Annotated in this window: 15 protein-coding genes; 5 read left to right on the forward strand and 10 right to left on the reverse strand. The window is 28.2% G+C overall.

The annotated features are described in order from the left end of the window. From AVBRAN12637_RS06480 to AVBRAN12637_RS06490, 3 genes are all read right to left on the reverse strand, one after another. On the reverse strand, positions 1–2,467 hold a 2,467-nt coding region (locus tag AVBRAN12637_RS06480; RefSeq protein ID WP_336615533.1), incomplete at its 3' end, for an Ig-like domain-containing protein. Positions 2,468–2,590: 123 nt separating this feature from the next. After that, positions 2,591–3,550: a tetratricopeptide repeat protein gene (locus AVBRAN12637_RS06485; RefSeq protein ID WP_214117959.1), complete on the reverse strand. Its 960-nt coding sequence runs from the start codon at positions 3,548–3,550 to the stop codon at positions 2,591–2,593. A gap of 226 nt (positions 3,551–3,776) precedes the next feature. Next, positions 3,777–5,294: a phosphoethanolamine transferase gene (locus tag AVBRAN12637_RS06490; protein ID WP_336615534.1), complete on the reverse strand. Its 1,518-nt coding sequence runs from the start codon at positions 5,292–5,294 to the stop codon at positions 3,777–3,779. A gap of 57 nt (positions 5,295–5,351) precedes the next feature. Between AVBRAN12637_RS06490 and AVBRAN12637_RS06495 the strand changes: the two genes are divergently transcribed. From AVBRAN12637_RS06495 to nhaA, 4 genes are all read left to right on the forward strand, one after another. After that, positions 5,352–6,110, forward strand: a complete 759-nt coding sequence (locus AVBRAN12637_RS06495; protein WP_336615535.1) for an exodeoxyribonuclease III — start codon at positions 5,352–5,354, stop codon at positions 6,108–6,110. Then, positions 6,100–6,480: a hypothetical protein gene (locus AVBRAN12637_RS06500; RefSeq protein WP_214150058.1), complete on the forward strand. Its 381-nt coding sequence runs from the start codon at positions 6,100–6,102 to the stop codon at positions 6,478–6,480. Before AVBRAN12637_RS06495 ends, AVBRAN12637_RS06500 begins: the two co-directional genes overlap by 11 nt. A gap of 75 nt (positions 6,481–6,555) precedes the next feature. Beyond that, positions 6,556–7,668, forward strand: coding sequence for a glycerate kinase (locus tag AVBRAN12637_RS06505; protein WP_336615536.1), 1,113 nt, complete (start codon positions 6,556–6,558; stop codon positions 7,666–7,668). Positions 7,669–7,687: 19 nt separating this feature from the next. Continuing rightward, positions 7,688–8,821, forward strand: a complete 1,134-nt coding sequence (gene nhaA, locus AVBRAN12637_RS06510; protein WP_214117954.1) for a Na+/H+ antiporter NhaA — start codon at positions 7,688–7,690, stop codon at positions 8,819–8,821. Between the two features lie 30 nt (positions 8,822–8,851). Here the strand turns inward: nhaA and hypD are convergent, their stop codons facing one another. The 3 genes from hypD to hypB are packed head-to-tail and all read right to left on the reverse strand — an operon-like array spanning position 8,852 to position 10,834. Then, positions 8,852–9,937, reverse strand: coding sequence for a hydrogenase formation protein HypD (hypD, locus tag AVBRAN12637_RS06515; protein WP_336615537.1), 1,086 nt, complete (start codon positions 9,935–9,937; stop codon positions 8,852–8,854). Further along, positions 9,934–10,188: a HypC/HybG/HupF family hydrogenase formation chaperone gene (locus AVBRAN12637_RS06520; protein ID WP_214117952.1), complete on the reverse strand. Its 255-nt coding sequence runs from the start codon at positions 10,186–10,188 to the stop codon at positions 9,934–9,936. The genes hypD and AVBRAN12637_RS06520 overlap by 4 nt, the downstream gene beginning before the upstream one ends. Position 10,189: 1 nt before the next feature. Continuing rightward, complete coding sequence (gene hypB / locus AVBRAN12637_RS06525) at positions 10,190–10,834, reverse strand: hydrogenase nickel incorporation protein HypB (RefSeq protein WP_214117951.1); 645 nt, start codon at positions 10,832–10,834, stop codon at positions 10,190–10,192. Positions 10,835–11,040: 206 nt separating this feature from the next. Between hypB and AVBRAN12637_RS06530 the strand changes: the two genes are divergently transcribed. Next, entirely contained in the window at positions 11,041–12,684 is a 1,644-nt protein-coding gene (locus tag AVBRAN12637_RS06530) for an anaerobic C4-dicarboxylate transporter (RefSeq protein ID WP_336615538.1), read from the forward strand. A 90-nt stretch (positions 12,685–12,774) separates the two neighbouring features. Here the strand turns inward: AVBRAN12637_RS06530 and AVBRAN12637_RS06535 are convergent, their stop codons facing one another. The 4 genes from AVBRAN12637_RS06535 to AVBRAN12637_RS06550 form a co-directional block, all read right to left on the reverse strand. Further along, positions 12,775–13,512 (reverse strand): hypothetical protein, encoded by a 738-nt coding sequence (locus tag AVBRAN12637_RS06535; protein ID WP_336615539.1) that lies wholly within the window; start codon positions 13,510–13,512, stop codon positions 12,775–12,777. A gap of 160 nt (positions 13,513–13,672) precedes the next feature. Beyond that, positions 13,673–14,968, reverse strand: coding sequence for a cell envelope integrity protein CreD (gene creD, locus AVBRAN12637_RS06540; protein ID WP_336615540.1), 1,296 nt, complete (start codon positions 14,966–14,968; stop codon positions 13,673–13,675). A 164-nt stretch (positions 14,969–15,132) separates the two neighbouring features. After that, positions 15,133–16,590: a class I SAM-dependent DNA methyltransferase gene (locus AVBRAN12637_RS06545; protein WP_336615541.1), complete on the reverse strand. Its 1,458-nt coding sequence runs from the start codon at positions 16,588–16,590 to the stop codon at positions 15,133–15,135. Beyond that, positions 16,575–17,597 carry a virulence RhuM family protein gene (locus AVBRAN12637_RS06550; protein WP_336615542.1) on the reverse strand — a complete coding sequence of 341 codons (1,023 nt, stop codon included), beginning with the start codon at positions 17,595–17,597 and terminating at the stop codon, positions 16,575–16,577. Before AVBRAN12637_RS06550 ends, AVBRAN12637_RS06545 begins: the two co-directional genes overlap by 16 nt. Between the last annotated feature and the right edge of the window lie 27 nt (positions 17,598–17,624).

Genomic DNA, 17,624 nt, shown 5'->3' on the forward strand with positions numbered 1-17,624 from the left:
TTCTACCACCATTTGGAATTTCAGTTAAGTTATTAAAGAATCCATCTTCATCACCTTGTAATACTTTAAATTCTAAAGTGTTTTCTTTAGTATCTAACTTAGCATTTATTGTGCCAACATTACTAATATTTCCAGCTTCATCTTTAGCTACTAATTCTAATTTTTCGCCATCTTTTACATCATTTAATGTTGCTTTAAAGTTACCATCAGCATCAGCTTTAACTTCAGTTTTACCATTTATTGTTACTACTGCATTTGGCTCTGTTTTACCTTCTACAACATAATTACCATTGTTATCTGGAGTTCCTGTTAATTCTCCTAATAATGGAGCTGTAGTGTCTATTGTAGTAGCAGCTTCACCTTTTACTGCTTTACCATTATCTAAATCATAACTAACTTCTACCTTAACTTCTCCATCTTTGCTTGGAGTATAAGTAGTTGTAAATGAGCCATCTGGATTGATTGTAGCATTTACTTTTTCACCATTAATTGTAATAGTTGCGTTATCAGGATTAAACTCAACTTTATTTCCGTTAGCATCTACAGGAGATACACTACCACTTATTGTTAATTCTTTATTATTATTTAATGTATCTTCAATATTTGTGCCTTTATTATCAAGTATGTCTACCTTAATATCTGCATCTACTGCTTCAACTACAGGTGCATCATACTCAACTCTTACAGTATCATATTTACCATCCAAACTAACGCTAATTAAACCTGTTTCTTGATTAACTATATTAGAGTCTAATGTAATTGTGAAATTACCATTCTCATCTACATAAACCTTAGATACAACACTATTTGTAGCACCTATTATATTACTTCCTATTGTAAATATATAATCACCAGCATTACCTGTAAAGCCTTCTAATTTAGCTTTTATTACTAATTCATTATTATCTACTTTAGCTAATTTATCACTTAAAGATTCATCTCCATTTACTTCTGTAATTACAAGTTTATCAAATAGTGGAGCTTCAGGTTTAACTTCAGGTTGTTTATTGTCTTCAGTATTTTCAGGTTTATCTTCAGGTTTAACTTCTGGAGTTACAACATCAACTGGTTTATCATCTGTATTATCAGGAGTAGCTGGAACATAAAATATATTTGCTGTATCGCTTACGCTACCTATACTTAATTTAATCATTCCTTGTTCGTTATTTACAACATTAGAATCCATTGTAAATGTAAATTCACCATTAGCATTTACATAAGCTGTAACTTTTTGCTCTAAACCTGCATTGTTTAAATTGCTATTTACTGTAAATGTGTATTCGCCTTCTTTGCCTTTGAAGTCATCTAATTTAGCAGTAATTACTAATTTTCCTTCACTAACTTCTGCTCTATCATCAACTGCTGTATTATCACCATTGATTGAAGTAATAAGAATATCTGTAAATAGTTTAGTAGCAGGGTTTAATGGAGTAGATGGGATAACATTATCAACTGGTTTATCTTCAGGAACAACTGGAGTTGGTTCAGGTTTAACTTCAGGAGTTACAACATCTTCAGTATTTTCAGGTTTTTCTTCAGGTTTAACTTCAGGTTGTTTATTGTCTTCAGTTTTATCTTCTTCAGGTTTTACTTCAGGAGTTACAACATCTTCAGTATTTTCAGGTTTATCTTCAGGTTTTACTTCAGGTTGTTTATTGTCTTCAGTTTTATCTTCTTCAGGTTTAACTTCAGGAGTTACAACATCTTCAGTATTTTCAGGTTTTTCTTCAGGTTTTACTTCAGGTTGTTTATTATCTTCAGGTTTTTCTTCAGGTTTTACTTCTGGAGTTACAACATCTTCAGTATTTTCAGGTTTTTCTTCAGGTTTTACTTCTGGTTGAGTATTGTTTCCTGTATTATTTTCTGGATTTTCAGGAACTACATTGTCATTAGCACCATTATTTCCTGGAATTGTAGGAATTTCGCCATTGTTAGCTTCTCCATTAATTTCAGGTGTTACTTGATTACCTTGTGCTAATAAATCATTAAGATTTGCAACACCTAAGCCGTTGTTGTTAAAGTTAGTAATAACATTATTATCAACTTCTCTTGATAATACATCTGCATAAACTGTGCTTTCGCTACCTGATTGGTCAAACACAACATCATTTAATGTTCCAGTAGCACCAGCAGCACCAGCTTCACCAGCAGCAGTTGCGTCTAATTCTATTTCTCCATTGTTATTTACTAAGTTATTGATTAAGTTATTGATTTTATCATCAATTGCAGCTTCATTTTCAAAGCTTTCACTTGTTAAAATACTATTATCAATCTTTGCAACATTATCTCCTACAATATGTAAAACTTTGCCACTGCTAAGTTCTATATCAACACTTGTATCTTTTCCGATTGTTCTAATAGTATCATTTAGTGATACTGCATCGCCTACATTTAGTGACTTCTCACCATTAACATTAATAGCTTTAACATCGCCTATTAATTTAATAATTTTTCCAGCTTCCGCCATAATATTTCTCCTTGTTGAATTTCAAAACAAGGTTAATTTAACGAAAATATATAAATTCTATTATTGCCCTTCAGTGCAAAAAATATAATTTTTACAAAAAAAGGCAAAAAAATGTATAAAATATTAATTACAAGCTTTAGTAAAACCTAATTCGCAAGCTTTTTGAAAGAATTTTTTTGATTTAGAAGAATCTGTTTTGATATATGTCTTATCATTATCTTTTAATCCATCTTCATACATATATCCAAGTCTAGAGCAAGAATAACCATCGCCAATCTTACAAGATTTTTCATAGTTTTTTATAGCTTTTTCAAAATCATTATTATGTTCTTGTAATACCGCTAAGCTAGCACAAGAATCTTTATCATCTAATTCGCAACCTTGCTCATAATACATTTGAGTTTTTTCTATATTGTTTAAATATCTATAAACATCTCCTATTGACTTGCAAGCTTTATAATTTTTATTATTACACTCTTTATCGCTTAAATCAGAAAAATTAGATATTTTATTATTAACAACTTGGGTAGTTAAATACCAATTTGACACCATCTGACAACCATAATCATCGCCTAAACCACAAGCTCTTAAATAAAAATCAATTCCTTGATTAGGATTTAAATTATTAGCAAGTTCTATACAAGAATTAGCAATTCCACCATTGCAAGCTTTAAATAATTCGTCTTGTTTAAATTCTTTATATTCTTTTTTTTGTAAATAAGCATAATTATCACAAGCTTCATAAATATCATTCTTGCAAGCATTATCTAATAAATCATTCGCTTTTTTTATATCCTTATTAACGCCAAGTCCTAGATAATACATTTTTCCAAGACTTCCACAAGCTTTTTTATTATTCAAATCACAAGATTTTTTATAATATTTATAAGCATAAGAATAAGAAATTCCAGTTCCTAATCCAAATTCATTCATCTCTCCTAATCTATAGCAAGCATTAGAATTATCTTTATTGCATTCTTGTTTAAAATTAGGATAAGCTTTTTTATATTCACCCTTTTCAAACAAACTTTCATTAGCACTTAAAGATACCAAAATACCTAAAGCTAATAATATTTTTCTCATACAATCTCCTTAAAAATATCAAATAAATTAAAGTAAAAATAATATGTAAAAATCGTAAATATTGAAGAGATTAAAAGGGTTGCATTTAGGAGTATAGTTGAAAAATGATTAACGATTTATTAGCTGCAACCCTTTAAAACAAGGAATGGCGTATTATAACCACACAATTATTAAAATAATATTAAACTAAATAAAAATTTTATAAATATTTTATTTTTTATATTATTTATAAATTATTTTCTAAATCTATACTAAATAAATCATAGTTTTTCCTATAATCTTTTGTAGAAATATTAAAAAACCCTAATAAAGAACTAAATAAATTATCTTGAGATAGTTTAAAATCAAGTTTATCTTTATTGTTATACTCATAATTAGTCCATAAAATAGCCGGAATTTGAATTTGCTCTTTTGGTGCTAAATAATATGGCATTCCGTGCAAATAAAACCCATTTTCTCCTAAACTTTCTCCGTGATCACTTAGATAAAATAAAGCTTTTTTATCGGCATTATCGGTCTTTAAAACATCAATCAAACTAGCTACTATAAAATCAGTATAAAGCAAGGTGTTATCATAAGTGTTATATAAATTATCTTCGCTACATTCTTGCAATTTATTTGTATTACAAGTTGGAGTAAATTTTTCAAATTCTTTTGGATATCTAAGATAATAACTTGGCCCATGAGAACCTTGTAAATGCACTATTATTAATGTATTTTTATCTTTTTTACTTTTTAATATATTCTTAGCTTCATCAACTAACCATCCATCATAATCTTTACTTTTAATAATAGAATTAATGTCATTACAAACATTTTGACAACCACCAGAATTATTATCTATCCAACGTACATCAATAAAACGATTTAAAAGATTTAAAACATTCTCATAATTTTCACCTTTTTTAAAATCCACCCTATCATGCAATGAAAACATACAAGGTAAAGATTGAGCAGTGGCAGTCCCGCAAGATGTAAAATTACTAAAATAATTAATATTTAAATTCTTAGTATAAAAATTAGTATCGTTTTTAGTATATCCGCCTAAAGAATAATTCTTTGCCCTTGCAGTTTCTCCTACTACTAAAATAAAAGTTTTGCTCTCATTATCATCTTGAATAGAAGCATCAAGCCCTATTTTTACCATCTCTTCTTTAGGAGTGAATTTTGATTTTGTTATTTTAATAGCAGAATATATTTGATGAAATGGCACATTGTAATATCTTATGTCATCATTAGTTCTAATAAAAGGTATAAAAGTTCTAGAATTAGTAAATACTATGACAAAAATCAACATAGCACTTAAAATAATTGAAACTATTTTAGCTAGATAATAACCTTTTTTTATATTAATAAATCTTAGCAAAATTATTGGTAATACAACGCTTAATAATATAAAAAATACAAAAGATAAAGAAAATAAATCGCTCATTTCTCTTTTGTCTGTTAAAAATACATTAGCTACCATATTTCCATCAATAACTACATTGTAAGTTTTAATAAAATATATACTAAATCCAGTGCATATTATTAAAATAACAGAACAAATATAAGCCAAAATTCTAAAAAAACATAATATATTAACAACTAAAAATATCAATGCAAAATATATAATATTTACTATTGTAAAAAAATAAATATCACTTATTTTATTACTCAAAAATGTAAGCATAGAAAAATAATTCAAAGCGATTATATATGCACTTAAAACAAAATTAAATAAAATTGGATTTATCTTTAACATTTACTACCTTTTTGTATAGTTTTTATCATTATAAATAACTTAATTTAAGGAATAGTTTTGAGATTAATTTCGTGGAATGTAAATGGTTTAAGAGCAATTTGTGATAAAGATGGGTTTTCATTTTTAGAAAAATACCCTACTGATTTTTTAGGTATTCAAGAAATAAAAGCAACACCTGATAAATTTCCAAAAGATATAAACAATTTAGGCTTTAAAGATATTAAATCAAATTCAGCAAAAAGAGCTGGATATTCTGGTGTTATGAGCTTTTTAAATTTTGAATGCGATAGTAGATTTGCCCAATTTTTTCCTGATGATGAAGGAAGAGTTTTAGAGCATAGTTTTAAAGATATTGTTTTGTTTAATATATATTTTCCAAACGGACAAAGCGGTGATGAAAGATTAGATTATAAAATGAAATTCTATGATGATTTTTTAGAATATTTAAAAAAATTATTATTAGAAGGTAAAAAAATCATAATTTGTGGAGATGTAAATACAGCACACCGCCCAATAGATTTAACTCACCCAAAAGCTAATGAAAAAACAAGTGGATTTTTACCAATTGAGCGTGAGTGGATTGATAGATTGCTTGATGCTGGATTTGTTGATACATTTAGATATATAAACGGAGATATTCCTGAAAAATATTCGTGGTGGAGCTATCGTGCAGCTGCTAGAAATAGAAATGTTGGTTGGAGAATTGATTATTTTTTCATATCAAATAATCTTACCCCTTATTTAAAAGACGCCTTTATATTAAGCGATGTAATGGGCTCTGATCATTGTCCTGTTGGTATTGATATTGAAATCTAAAATAAATGAGTTTTTAAATTCTAACAATATTTGCGTAGTTTCTACAAACGAGCCTTATTCGGCTACTTTGTTTTATAAATTTGATGAGATTAATGAAGCATTGCTTTTTATCTCATCGCCTACTTCAAGGCATATTAAATTAGATGAATTATTAAGTGCAGCAATTTATACAAATAATCCAATTAAAGGCGTTCAAATAATAGGAAAATTATTATTAGCAAATGAAACCCAAAAAAGGCTTTATTTAAATACATATAAAGCTGCTAATTTTGCACTAAATCACAAAATTTATGCACTAAAGCTAAAATATTTAAAATACACAGATAATACCCTAATGCTACCTAAAAAAACGGAGATTTTTTATGAATGAATTTATACTTGATATAAGTGCTACTTTATTTTTTAGTTTTTTACTAATTTATTTTGTAATTAAAAGGATAAAAAAATGAAAGCATTAATTATTTGCGATAGTTTTAAAGGCTCTCTTAGTTCAAAACAAGCAAACGACGCTATCAAAAAATCTTGCGATAAATTAAATATAAACTCAATTCAACTAGCTATTTCTGATGGTGGAGAAGGTTTTTTAGAAAGTATAAATGATAAAATCAATGCTACAAAAATCTATTTAAACTTAAAAAATGCTTATGGTATTAGAGATTATAAGGGTTATTATCTTTTAAAAGAAAATAAAGCATATTTTGAAATGGCAGAATTTGCAGGTTTAATCGCTCTTAATGAAAATGAAAAAAATCCTTGCAAAACTAGCACAATTTCACTAGGTATTGCTATAAAAGACGCTATTAATAATGGTGCAAATGAGTTTATAATAGGCATTGGTGGCTCGGCTACAAATGATGCTGGAATAGGAATGCTAAGTGCTTTAGGATACGAGTTTTTAAATGAATTTGAAAATATTTTAAAACCTATCGGAGAAAATCTAATAAAAATTGCAAAAATAAACGATAAAAATGTATTAAAAGAGCTTAAAAACTGCAGCTTTAAAATAGCTTGTGATGTGAAAAATCCACTATATGGAGAAAATGGTGCAGCATATGTCTATGCAAGGCAAAAAGGTGCAAATGATGATGAAATTAAAATGCTTGATTTGGGTTTAAAAAATTTTGCAAAAGTTTGTGAAAAATATTTAGCTAAAGATTATTCACAATTTCAAGGTTGTGGTGCTGCTGGTGGGCTTGGATTTGGCTTTAAAGCATTTTTAAATGCAGAATTTGAAAGTGGATTTTCATACATTAAAAACCTTTTAAATCTTGAAGAATTGATTAAAAACTCTGATTTAATAATAACAGGAGAAGGTGCTTTTGATAATCAAAGTTTGATGGGAAAAGTAATCGGAGAAATTAATCAAATTTGTAAAATTTATGATAAAAAATTAATAATATTTTGTGGTTTAAATAATAGTGATTTTAAAAATTGCTTTTCTTTAACAAAAGCATTTTCTAATAAAACAAAAAATGAATTAATGCAAAATAGCATTGCCTATCAATGCTTAAATGAGCTTTCGTTTAATGTATTGCAAACTTTTCTTGCTAAAAAATAATTTTTAACAAGGAGATATTATGCTTAAAAAAATTATAACTCACGAGCTTTTTGCTCCAATTTTATTGATTTTTATGACTATACTTGCTTTAGCTCTTAAAAATTCAAATCTAAACACTTATTATGAACTCATTACTAATTATAAAGCAGGTGTGATTTTTGGAGATTTAAACCTTATAAAACCACTTACTTTATGGGTAAATGATGGGCTTATGGCTATATTTTTCTTTTGGGTTGGACTAGAAGTTAAAAAAGAAATCCTAATAGGAGAATTAAGCAATATAAAAGCTGCTAGTTTGCCACTAATTGCAGCACTTGGCGGAGTAATTGTCCCTGCTATAATTTATAGTTTAATTAATATAAACGATAGCTTTGCTTTACAAGGTTTTGCAATACCGACTGCAACTGATATTGCTTTTGCTTTAGGGGTTTTGTTATTGCTTGGAAATAAAATTCCAAAATCTTTAACAATATTTTTACTAAGCCTTGCAATATTTGATGATGTTGCTGCAATTATTATAATCGCTTTGTTTTATACAAATGAGCTAAGTATTTTAAGTCTTAGCCTTGCTACTTGTGGTTTAGCTATTTTGCTATTATTAAATTATTTGCATATTTGTATAAAAAGCCTTTATGTGATTATCGGTGCATTTATTTGGGTTTGCGTTCTTAAAAGTGGAGTTCATGCGACTTTAGCTGGTATGGCGTGTGCGTTTTTTATACCATTAAATACTAAAGATAATAAAGAATTTTTAGAACATATAATGCACGATTTAACACCTTATATAAATTATTTTATATTGCCTTTATTTGCTTTATTTAATGCTGGAGTTTTAATTAATGGTCTTAATTTAAATGATTTTAATGCAGTATTTTTTGGAGTATTTTTAGGTCTATTTTTAGGCAAACAATTAGGTGTATTTAGCTTTTGCTTAATTGCTAGTAAATTTGGCTTTAAATTACCATCAAATAAAGTTCAATTATACGGGGTTTGCATACTAACAGGTATTGGTTTTACTATGAGCTTTTTTATAAACACTCTTGTATTTGAAAATAATCCTGAATTATTTAATAGCGCAAAATTAGCAATACTTAGTGCTTCTTTTGTATCAGCTGTATTAGGCTATATTTGGCTAAGATTTATAAGCAAATAATCATATTAACTCCTATAAAAAGGAGTTAATTTAAATTCTATTGTATTTATAATAAGCAGCACAAGCACCTTCACTACTTACCATACAACTTCCTATTGGATTATTAGGCGTGCATAAATTACCAAAAACTTTACAATCAGTTGGCTTTGCAAGTCCTTTTAAAATCTTAGGGCATAGACAGGCTTTGTTTTCTGCTTTTGTATTTGTTTTTATATCAAATACTTTTTTTGCGTTTATATAATCATATTCATCTTTTAGCTCCAAACCGCCATTACTAATAACACCTAAGCCACGGAATTCAAAATCATCACGCCTAAAGTATTTTTCAATTAATTCTTTAGCTTTTTCATTACCATTTTTACTAACTAATCTTGAATACTCATTATAAACATTATGAGTTTTATTCTTAAATTGTAAGCTTAAATTTAATAGCGAGTGCATTAAATCAACAGGCTCAAAACCACTTATAGCAAATGGTTTTTTATAAGCATTAGCCATATTTAAATACGCGTTTTCTCCTATTATCACACTTACATGCGATGGGGCTAAAAAGCCATCAATATTACAATCTTTATCATTTAATAAGGCTTCAATAGGCTCAGGAACTCTTACATGATTTATATGAAAAAATACATTTTTAAGCCCCATTTCAAGCACTTTTTCAATCAAAACCGCACTCATAGGAGTAGTAGTTTCAAAACCTATTGCAAAAAATATAATCTTTTTATCTTTATTTTCATTTGCGATTTTTAATACTTCTAGTGGGCTATAAAGCGCTCTAATATCCTTGCCTTGCGCTCTTAATTTTTCTAAACTCGTATTACTAGCAGGAACTTTAATCAAATCAGCAAGCGTGCAAAAAATAGCACCTTCCATACTTGCTAAAAAAATAGCTTCATCAAGCCTACTTTTTGGCATTACACAAACAGGACAACCTGGCCCATGAATGAAGTTAATATTAGGCAAAAGAGAAGGGATTGAATATTTTATAAGTGAATGTGTATGCCCGCCACAAATCTCCATTACATTATAAACCCTATCAAGCTTAACATTATTAATTAGTTTTTTTAAATTATTAATAATATTTGCGTCTTTATATTCTTTTATGTAATTCATAAAAACCTACTTTCAATCTCTTCGCTACCTATCTCATCTGCAATTTGCTTATATAATTCTAAGCTTTCTTTAGCAGCTGCTTCATCAATTTTTTGCATAGCAAAACCAACATGAATTAATACAAAATCTCCCACATTAACCTGCTCAGGTATCAAATCAAGGCTAACCCCACGCTTAATGCCTAAAGTATCAACCTGTGCAAAATTATTTTCATCAACACTTAAAACTTTTGATGGTATAGATAAACACATATTAACTCCTTAAAGATTTAAAATATTCACAAAGCTCGGCAATTCCTTCGCCTGTAGTGCTACTTACACAAAAGATTTTTACATTTGGATTTAATTTTTTTGCTTCTTGCGTGATAGTTTCTAGGCTAAAATCAAAATATTTTGCTATATCCATTTTAGTTAATACTATCACATCAGCTCTTTTAAACATAACAGGATATTTTGCTACTTTATCACTTCCTTCAGGACTTGATAAAAGCACAACATTTAAATTCTCGCCCAATTTATATGATGCAGGGCATACTAAATTGCCTATATTTTCTATTACACAAAACTCTGAATTACTAATATCAAGATTTTTTAGAGCTAAATCTATCATTTTTGCGTCTAAATGGCAGCTTTGACCTGTGCTTATTTGATATGCTTTAGCACCTGCTTTTATAATCCTATCAGCGTCCTTATTAGTCTCTAAATCCCCTTCAATTACGCATAATTTTAATAAATTATTTTTTATAATATACTCAAGTAGAGTGGTTTTACCACTACCAGGAGAGCTCATAAAATTAAGGCAATATAAATTAGATTTTTTAAAAAACTCTTGATTAATTTTTGCTTGATTTTCGTTTTCAGCCATAATTTTTGCTTTTGCTTCAATGATTACTTTCATTACCTACTCCTTAAATTTTTCACATTTTACTAAGTAAAAGTATTTACAATGGCAACAAAAATCATTTTATAAATAATAGACCAAATTCCAAGTAAAAAATTTAATACTAATATTTAAATTAATTAAAACTTAATTTTTAAAATTAATTTAAATATTTAACTTTTAAATATAAAATTTATCAATTTTTTTTAATTAAAGGATAAAAAATGGATATTCTTATAAATTTACCTAATTCTTTACAATTTGCTATACAACTAGCTATTGTATGTATTTGCCTATTTTATGGCTCAAAAAAAGGTGGAATTACTCTTGGAATGTTAGGTGGCGTTGGGCTTATTGTGATGATTTTTGGCTTTGGTGTAAAACCAGGAAAACCAGCAATTGATGTTATGCTAACTATTTTAGCAGTTGTTGTGGCTAGCGCAACACTTCAAACCAGTGGTGGTCTTGATGTAATGCTTCAAATAGCTGAAAAAATTCTTAGAAAAAATCCAAAATATATTAGTATTTTAGCTCCAATTACAACTTGCACCCTAACAATTCTTTGTGGCACAGGGCATGTTGTTTATACAATTTTACCTATTGTATATGACATAGCTATTAAAAACAATATTAGACCTGAAAGACCGATGGCGGCAAGTAGTGTTTCAGCACAACTTGGAATAATTGCTAGCCCAGTATCAGTGGCTGTAGTAACTCTAACAGCATTTATTATTAATAGTAATCATCACTTAGCAGGATTTGATGGATATTTGGACTTACTTAAAATTACAATACCATCAACTTATTTAGGAGTGCTTTGCGTTGGAATATTTAGCTGGTTTAGGGGTAAAGATTTAGATAAAGATAGCGAATTTCAAGAAAAAATTAAAGATGAAGAATTTAAAAAATATGTTTATGGTGGTGGGTGCAAATCATTAATAGGTGAAAAATTACCTAATAGTGCTTGGTTATCAATGTGGATATTTTTAGGCGCTATTGCCTTAGTTGCTATTTTAGGATATTTTTCAAATCTACGACCTGCATTTAATACAAAAGTTGATTCAGCAAGTATTTTAATCGTAGATAACAATGCTAAAACAATAAAAGAAATACCTATTAAGAATTCAAATCTCATAATTACTTATAATGAATTAAATAAAACTATTAAAGATGGTAAAGTAAAAAGCACGAAAGAAAATATAAAAGCAATTAGCATTGATAATAATCTACAAATAACACAAGAAAATAACTATGTAATTATTAATAATGAAAAATTTGAAAATGCAAAAATTATTTTTAGCGATAAAAAAGAACAAGCAAAACCTTTAGGAATGGTTGAAGTAATTCAAATTTTTATGCTTTTGGCAGGTTCATTAATAATAATCTTTACAAAAACTAATGCAAATAATATTTCAAAAAGTGAGATATTTAAATCTGGAATGGTTGCTCTTGTGGCTGTATTTGGAATCTCTTGGATGGCTGATAGTATGGTTGCAACACATACTCAAATGATAAAAGATAGCTCAGGAAATATATTAAGCGAATATCCTTGGACTTACGCAATAGTTTTAATAATAATTTCTAAATTAGTAAATTCTCAAGCAGCTGCACTTGTAGCGTTTGTGCCACTAGCTTTAAATATAGGAGTTAATCCAGCTGTTATTTTAGCATTCGCACCAGCTTGTTATGGCTATTTTATTTTGCCAACATATCCAAGTGATTTAGCAGCTATTCAATTTGATAGAAGCGGAACAACTCGTATAGGAAGATTTGTAATAAATCATAGTTTTATTATTCCTGGTTTTATAGGTGTTATTACTTCAAGTATTTTTGGATATTTTCTTGCGAGTTTTTATGGTTACTTATAAATTTTGCCCTATTTTAGGGCAAAATTAAGATTTTAATTTTGCTAATATTTAATTAGGATTTAAAATATTATTTTCCAATAAAGCTATAATTTAAAACCTAGAAACTATAATCTCAATTATCTTATCATCTTCTAATTCAAGCCTAATGCTAACACTTTTGCCCAAAAGTATTTTAGTAAAATAAAAATATTCATTTTTCATTTTAAATTCTAACTGGCTTAAAGTCTTTTGTATCTCATTATAGCTTTTGCCTTTTATATCATTATTTATATCATCTAATATGCTTTTATCAAGCACAAGGCAAACTCTTTCAAGGTTACTACACTTTAAATTTGACTTTAAAATCCTTGTTATAAGCTCATTGGGTTGTTTTAAAAAATCATCATAATACCACCAAGCACAAAGCATAGCCAAAGTTAAAGCTAAGTATTTTTTAAAATAAACATTATAGTTTTTTCTAGCAGTATATAAATATACAAAGCCAAATATCGCAAATAACACGAGATTTTCAAGAGTATCAATGCTCTTATAAACGCTTTTATCATAAAGACAAAAATTATAAATAATCTTAGCAAGACAAACACACGATATAAAAAGCGAAATATGTCTTAAAAGCAAATAAAATTTATCTTGCAAGATTATCTTACTATCTAAATCATCTTGAGATAGCAAAAAATAAATCCTAGAAAAAAGAAAAGCAAATAGAAAGCAAGGAATATAGCTAAAATCTCCTATATAAAATGGTATAAAAAACAAAAACCAAGCTAGATAAAAAAGCGTATTTTTAAAAACCATATTAGCTTTTGCTAAAAAACCTTTTAAAGCCATTTTGTTATCCTTAAAAGTAAAAATATTTAAATTTAAAAATCACTAAAAATAAAATTGAAATTCCTAATTTAAATTCCTTTTAAAATATCTTGAAAATACATTAAATTTTAACGGAATTTAAAATCGGAATTTCAATATTTTTTATCCTTTAATATCCTAATTATTCAGCCTTTTTATCCAAAAAATTATCAATATTTTTTGTAATATACATAAGAACATATAAAACTATCATTATAAGAATTGTTCCAGTAATTAGTGCGAATTGCTCCATTTGAAGCACAGAAAATAATACTGCATAAACACCGCCTAAAAATAGCAGCATTCCAAAACCAAATTTTTTGCTATTTGTAAGAGCTTTTATATAAAGTGCGTTTGGTATTACGACCATTAATGTAGCGATAATATAGGCAAGTTCAAAACTAAAATATTCTGACATTGAAAGCAAAACTAAATAAAACAAAGTTAGCGAAAATCCAACAACTCCGTATTGGATATAATGGGTTGGTTTTTTGCCTAAAATTTCAAAAACATAAACCACAAATAAACTAAGCATTATAAATAATATGCTGTATTTAGCAGCTCTTATTACTTGTCTGTAATGAGTAATGCCTTCGTATAGATTAATGCCTATTAGATTATCATTTAGATAATGATTTGAATTATTTATAGCTTTTTGATAATTCATAGTAAATGGCATAATTTCATATTTTGCATTAAAGCCGTTATTATCAAGATTTTTGCTAACAGGCAATGTCCCATAAAAACTAGGCTTGCTTTCTTTTGAATTAATATCTAAGGTATTCTTTTGTGCTAAAGGAAGTATTTCTATACCTTTTGAACCCCTTAATGTGAAAGAAATTTCAAAAGGTGTATTGTTTGTCAAAATATTTTTATTTATCAGTGATGAAACCCCATATCTTAAATGAGAATTTTTACTATTTGTCCCTGCGTTGGGTTTTAAATCAATGCCATTTAGTTTAAAAGTTGAGATATTTACTAATGATTTTGCATCTAATAAACCTAAAGATAAATAAATTTCATCAAAATCTTGCGGTAATTTTTCATCTAATTCAGCAAAATTACCACCAATGCTAACATTTGCGTTATAAACACTAGCTTTATATATTCCTTTTTGTCTAATCTCATCTAAAATATCAATTTTTACATCAATTTGGCTTGGGATTATGATTTTTTCGTAAGGGACTTTTTGTGTAATTATATTGCCTTCTTCATCTTTTATATTTTGCTCTTTAGTGCCATTTATTACTAGAAAAATCCCGTGTATTGTTTGCTTTTTGCCCCATTCATTACCTAGAGTATCAACCATATTTTCATAAGTATCATTTCTCTCATTTATTATGCCGTTTATGAAAAACAATGGTATTTGAAGTAGTATTGCAAGTAAAAATATAAAACCTACTTTTTTAGTTATTGAATTAGATGGTATTTTAATCATTTTATTTCCTTTTAATTTTTAAAATATTTATCATATACAAAATAAGCTTAAATTACAAATATCAAACGAAATTCCTATTTTAAATTCCACTGCAAATAATTAAAATTTATATTTATTAAAATCACTCAACGATTTTTTTCGTTTATTATATTTTTCCACAAAGCTTAAATACCTAGCTTTTTTAAAAGTTCGCTTGATTTTGCTATGTTTTTGCTAAGTGAGTTTAGAATTTCATCTACACTTCTTAGCTCTTTTTCTTCTTTTATGTTTGGATTTTTTGCACTTAAATCATAGTTTTTAAGAGCAAGTTCGCTCTTACTTACAAGCCAAGAATTATTAGTAACCTTACGCTTCTTAATACAAGTTAGAAAATCTTTAAAATGCTCATACTCTAAAGGCTTATTTTTAGTTAGTTTATAAGGTGGTATTAGCTCATAATAATACACCTCATCACTATCATTTAAAAATCTTTTACCAAGCGAGAAAAACAGCACATTAGTCTTCACCGCACTATAAGGCAAAAATACCCCACTAGGAAGGCTTAAAACGCACTCCAAATTATACTCATTTACTAAATCTTGCTTTACACTTGTAAAGGCGTTTGAGTTTTGAAACAGCACTCCTTCAGGCACTACCACAGCACATCTGCCGTTTATTTTAAGGCTTTTTAGGATATGTTGTAAAAATAGTAGCTCAGTGGCGTTTGATTTTACTAAAAAGTTGTTTTGGATTTGCTCTTTTTCTTTGCCTCCAAATGGTGGATTTGCTAGAATTATTTCATATCTATCATCTTCGCTTATGTCGGTGATTTTTTTATTTAGTGTGTTTGTTTTAATGATATTTGGGGATTTTATGCCGTGCAAAATCATATTCATTACACCCATTGCATAGCTTAGTGGGGTCTTTTCTTTGCCGTGCAAGGCGTCATTTTGTATAAAATCTATCTCATCATTGCTAAGGCTTGTTTTATCTCTCATCACATGCAAAAAGCTCTCACACAAAAACCCACAACTACCACAGGCAGGGTCATACACACGCTCATTTGCCTTTGGGTTTATCACTTCAACGATAGCTTTTATAAGTGGTCTTGGGGTATAAAACTCCCCACTATTTCCCCCATCGCTCCCCATATCTTTTAGCAGTTTTTCATACACTAGGCTTAGTGCAAACACATCATCATCTTTACTAAAGTTACATTCATCAATGATATTTATGATATCTCTTAAAGTTTGTTCATTAACTATTCTATTATTTATGCCTTCAAAAATACCGCCAATTTTATACTCAATACTCTTAAAATTATCATTACTTTTAAAGCTTTTTAGGTAAGTAAAAAGTTCATTGTTTACATAGTCTATCAAATCGCTACTACTTAAAGCATTTTTTTGATGCAATTTACTGTCTTTATTAAAGACTGTCCAACTGCTCCAGGCGTATTTGTCATCTAGTATACTTACATACTCTTTATCATCATAAAACGCCTTATCTTCAAGCTCTTTTTCATAATCATCTAAGAATTTTAAAAATAGTATCCAGCTAATTTGCTCCGTATAATGCATAGCCCCACTGATACCATCATCACACCTTAAAATATCTGTTATTTGGTCTATTTTATTTTGCATTTTTGTCCTTTTAGCTTTTTTGCCACTTCTTTATCAAAATCAGAGATATATTCTCTATCTTGTCTAACTCTAAATTTATTAAACTCATCTTTAGCAAAATCATCGGCTATTTTTTTACTTATTTTGCCAAAATCTTTTAAAATTTCTCTTTCATTAAATTCTAAAAAGCTATCAAGTTTATTTTTCCAATCTTGCATAGTCATTACTTGATTGTTTTTTGCTCTATCTTCAGCATAATCAAGATACATTGTAACTAGCCTATTTAATTTGCCTAACTCCTCTTGTGTTAGATAGTTTTTAGCAATTACTACATCACTTAATAAAATCTTACCACTTGGAGCATTTTTCCAACTTGTAAGTCCCATATGTGACATATTAGCATTTGCTCTAGCTTTGATTAGTTCAGCTGCTGTATGCTGATGTATAGCATAATGTAATTTGTTTTGAACTTGTGCAAAAAAATCTTTTGTTATCTTGTCATCTTTATTGTAATCAATTGAAGTAGCATAGATATCTGTGATTTTTTGATAAAACATACGCTCGCTAGCCCTAATTTCTCTAATCTCTTCTAACAATTCATCAAAATAATTCTGCGTTAAAACCCCGCCATTTTTTAAACGTTCTTTATCTAAAACATAGCCTTTTATACTAAATTCTTTAAGAACTTGTGTCGCCCACTTTCTAAATTGCGTAGCCTTGCTAGAATTTATTCTATATCCAACGCTTATAATCGCATCAAGATTATAAAAAGGCATAGTTCTTTTAACCCCTCTTGAGCCTTCTTTTTGAACCACCGAGAAATCCTCGGTGGTTGAAAATCTATCTAGCTCACCATCATTATAGATGTTTTTTAAATGTAGATTTATATTATCATTAGAACATTCAAAAAGCTTCGCCATTAATGATACGCTAAGCCAAATATTCTCATCTTTATATACAACATCTAAAAAATCAGCTTGATTTTCTAAGCTAAAACTCAAAAACTCAATAGTCATATTTTTTTGCATTTTTGTCCTTTTATATCTTTTTGATAT

This window comes from Campylobacter sp. RM12637 (genome assembly GCF_020137645.1).
In the GTDB taxonomy this organism is placed as follows: Bacteria; Campylobacterota; Campylobacteria; order Campylobacterales; family Campylobacteraceae; genus Campylobacter_E.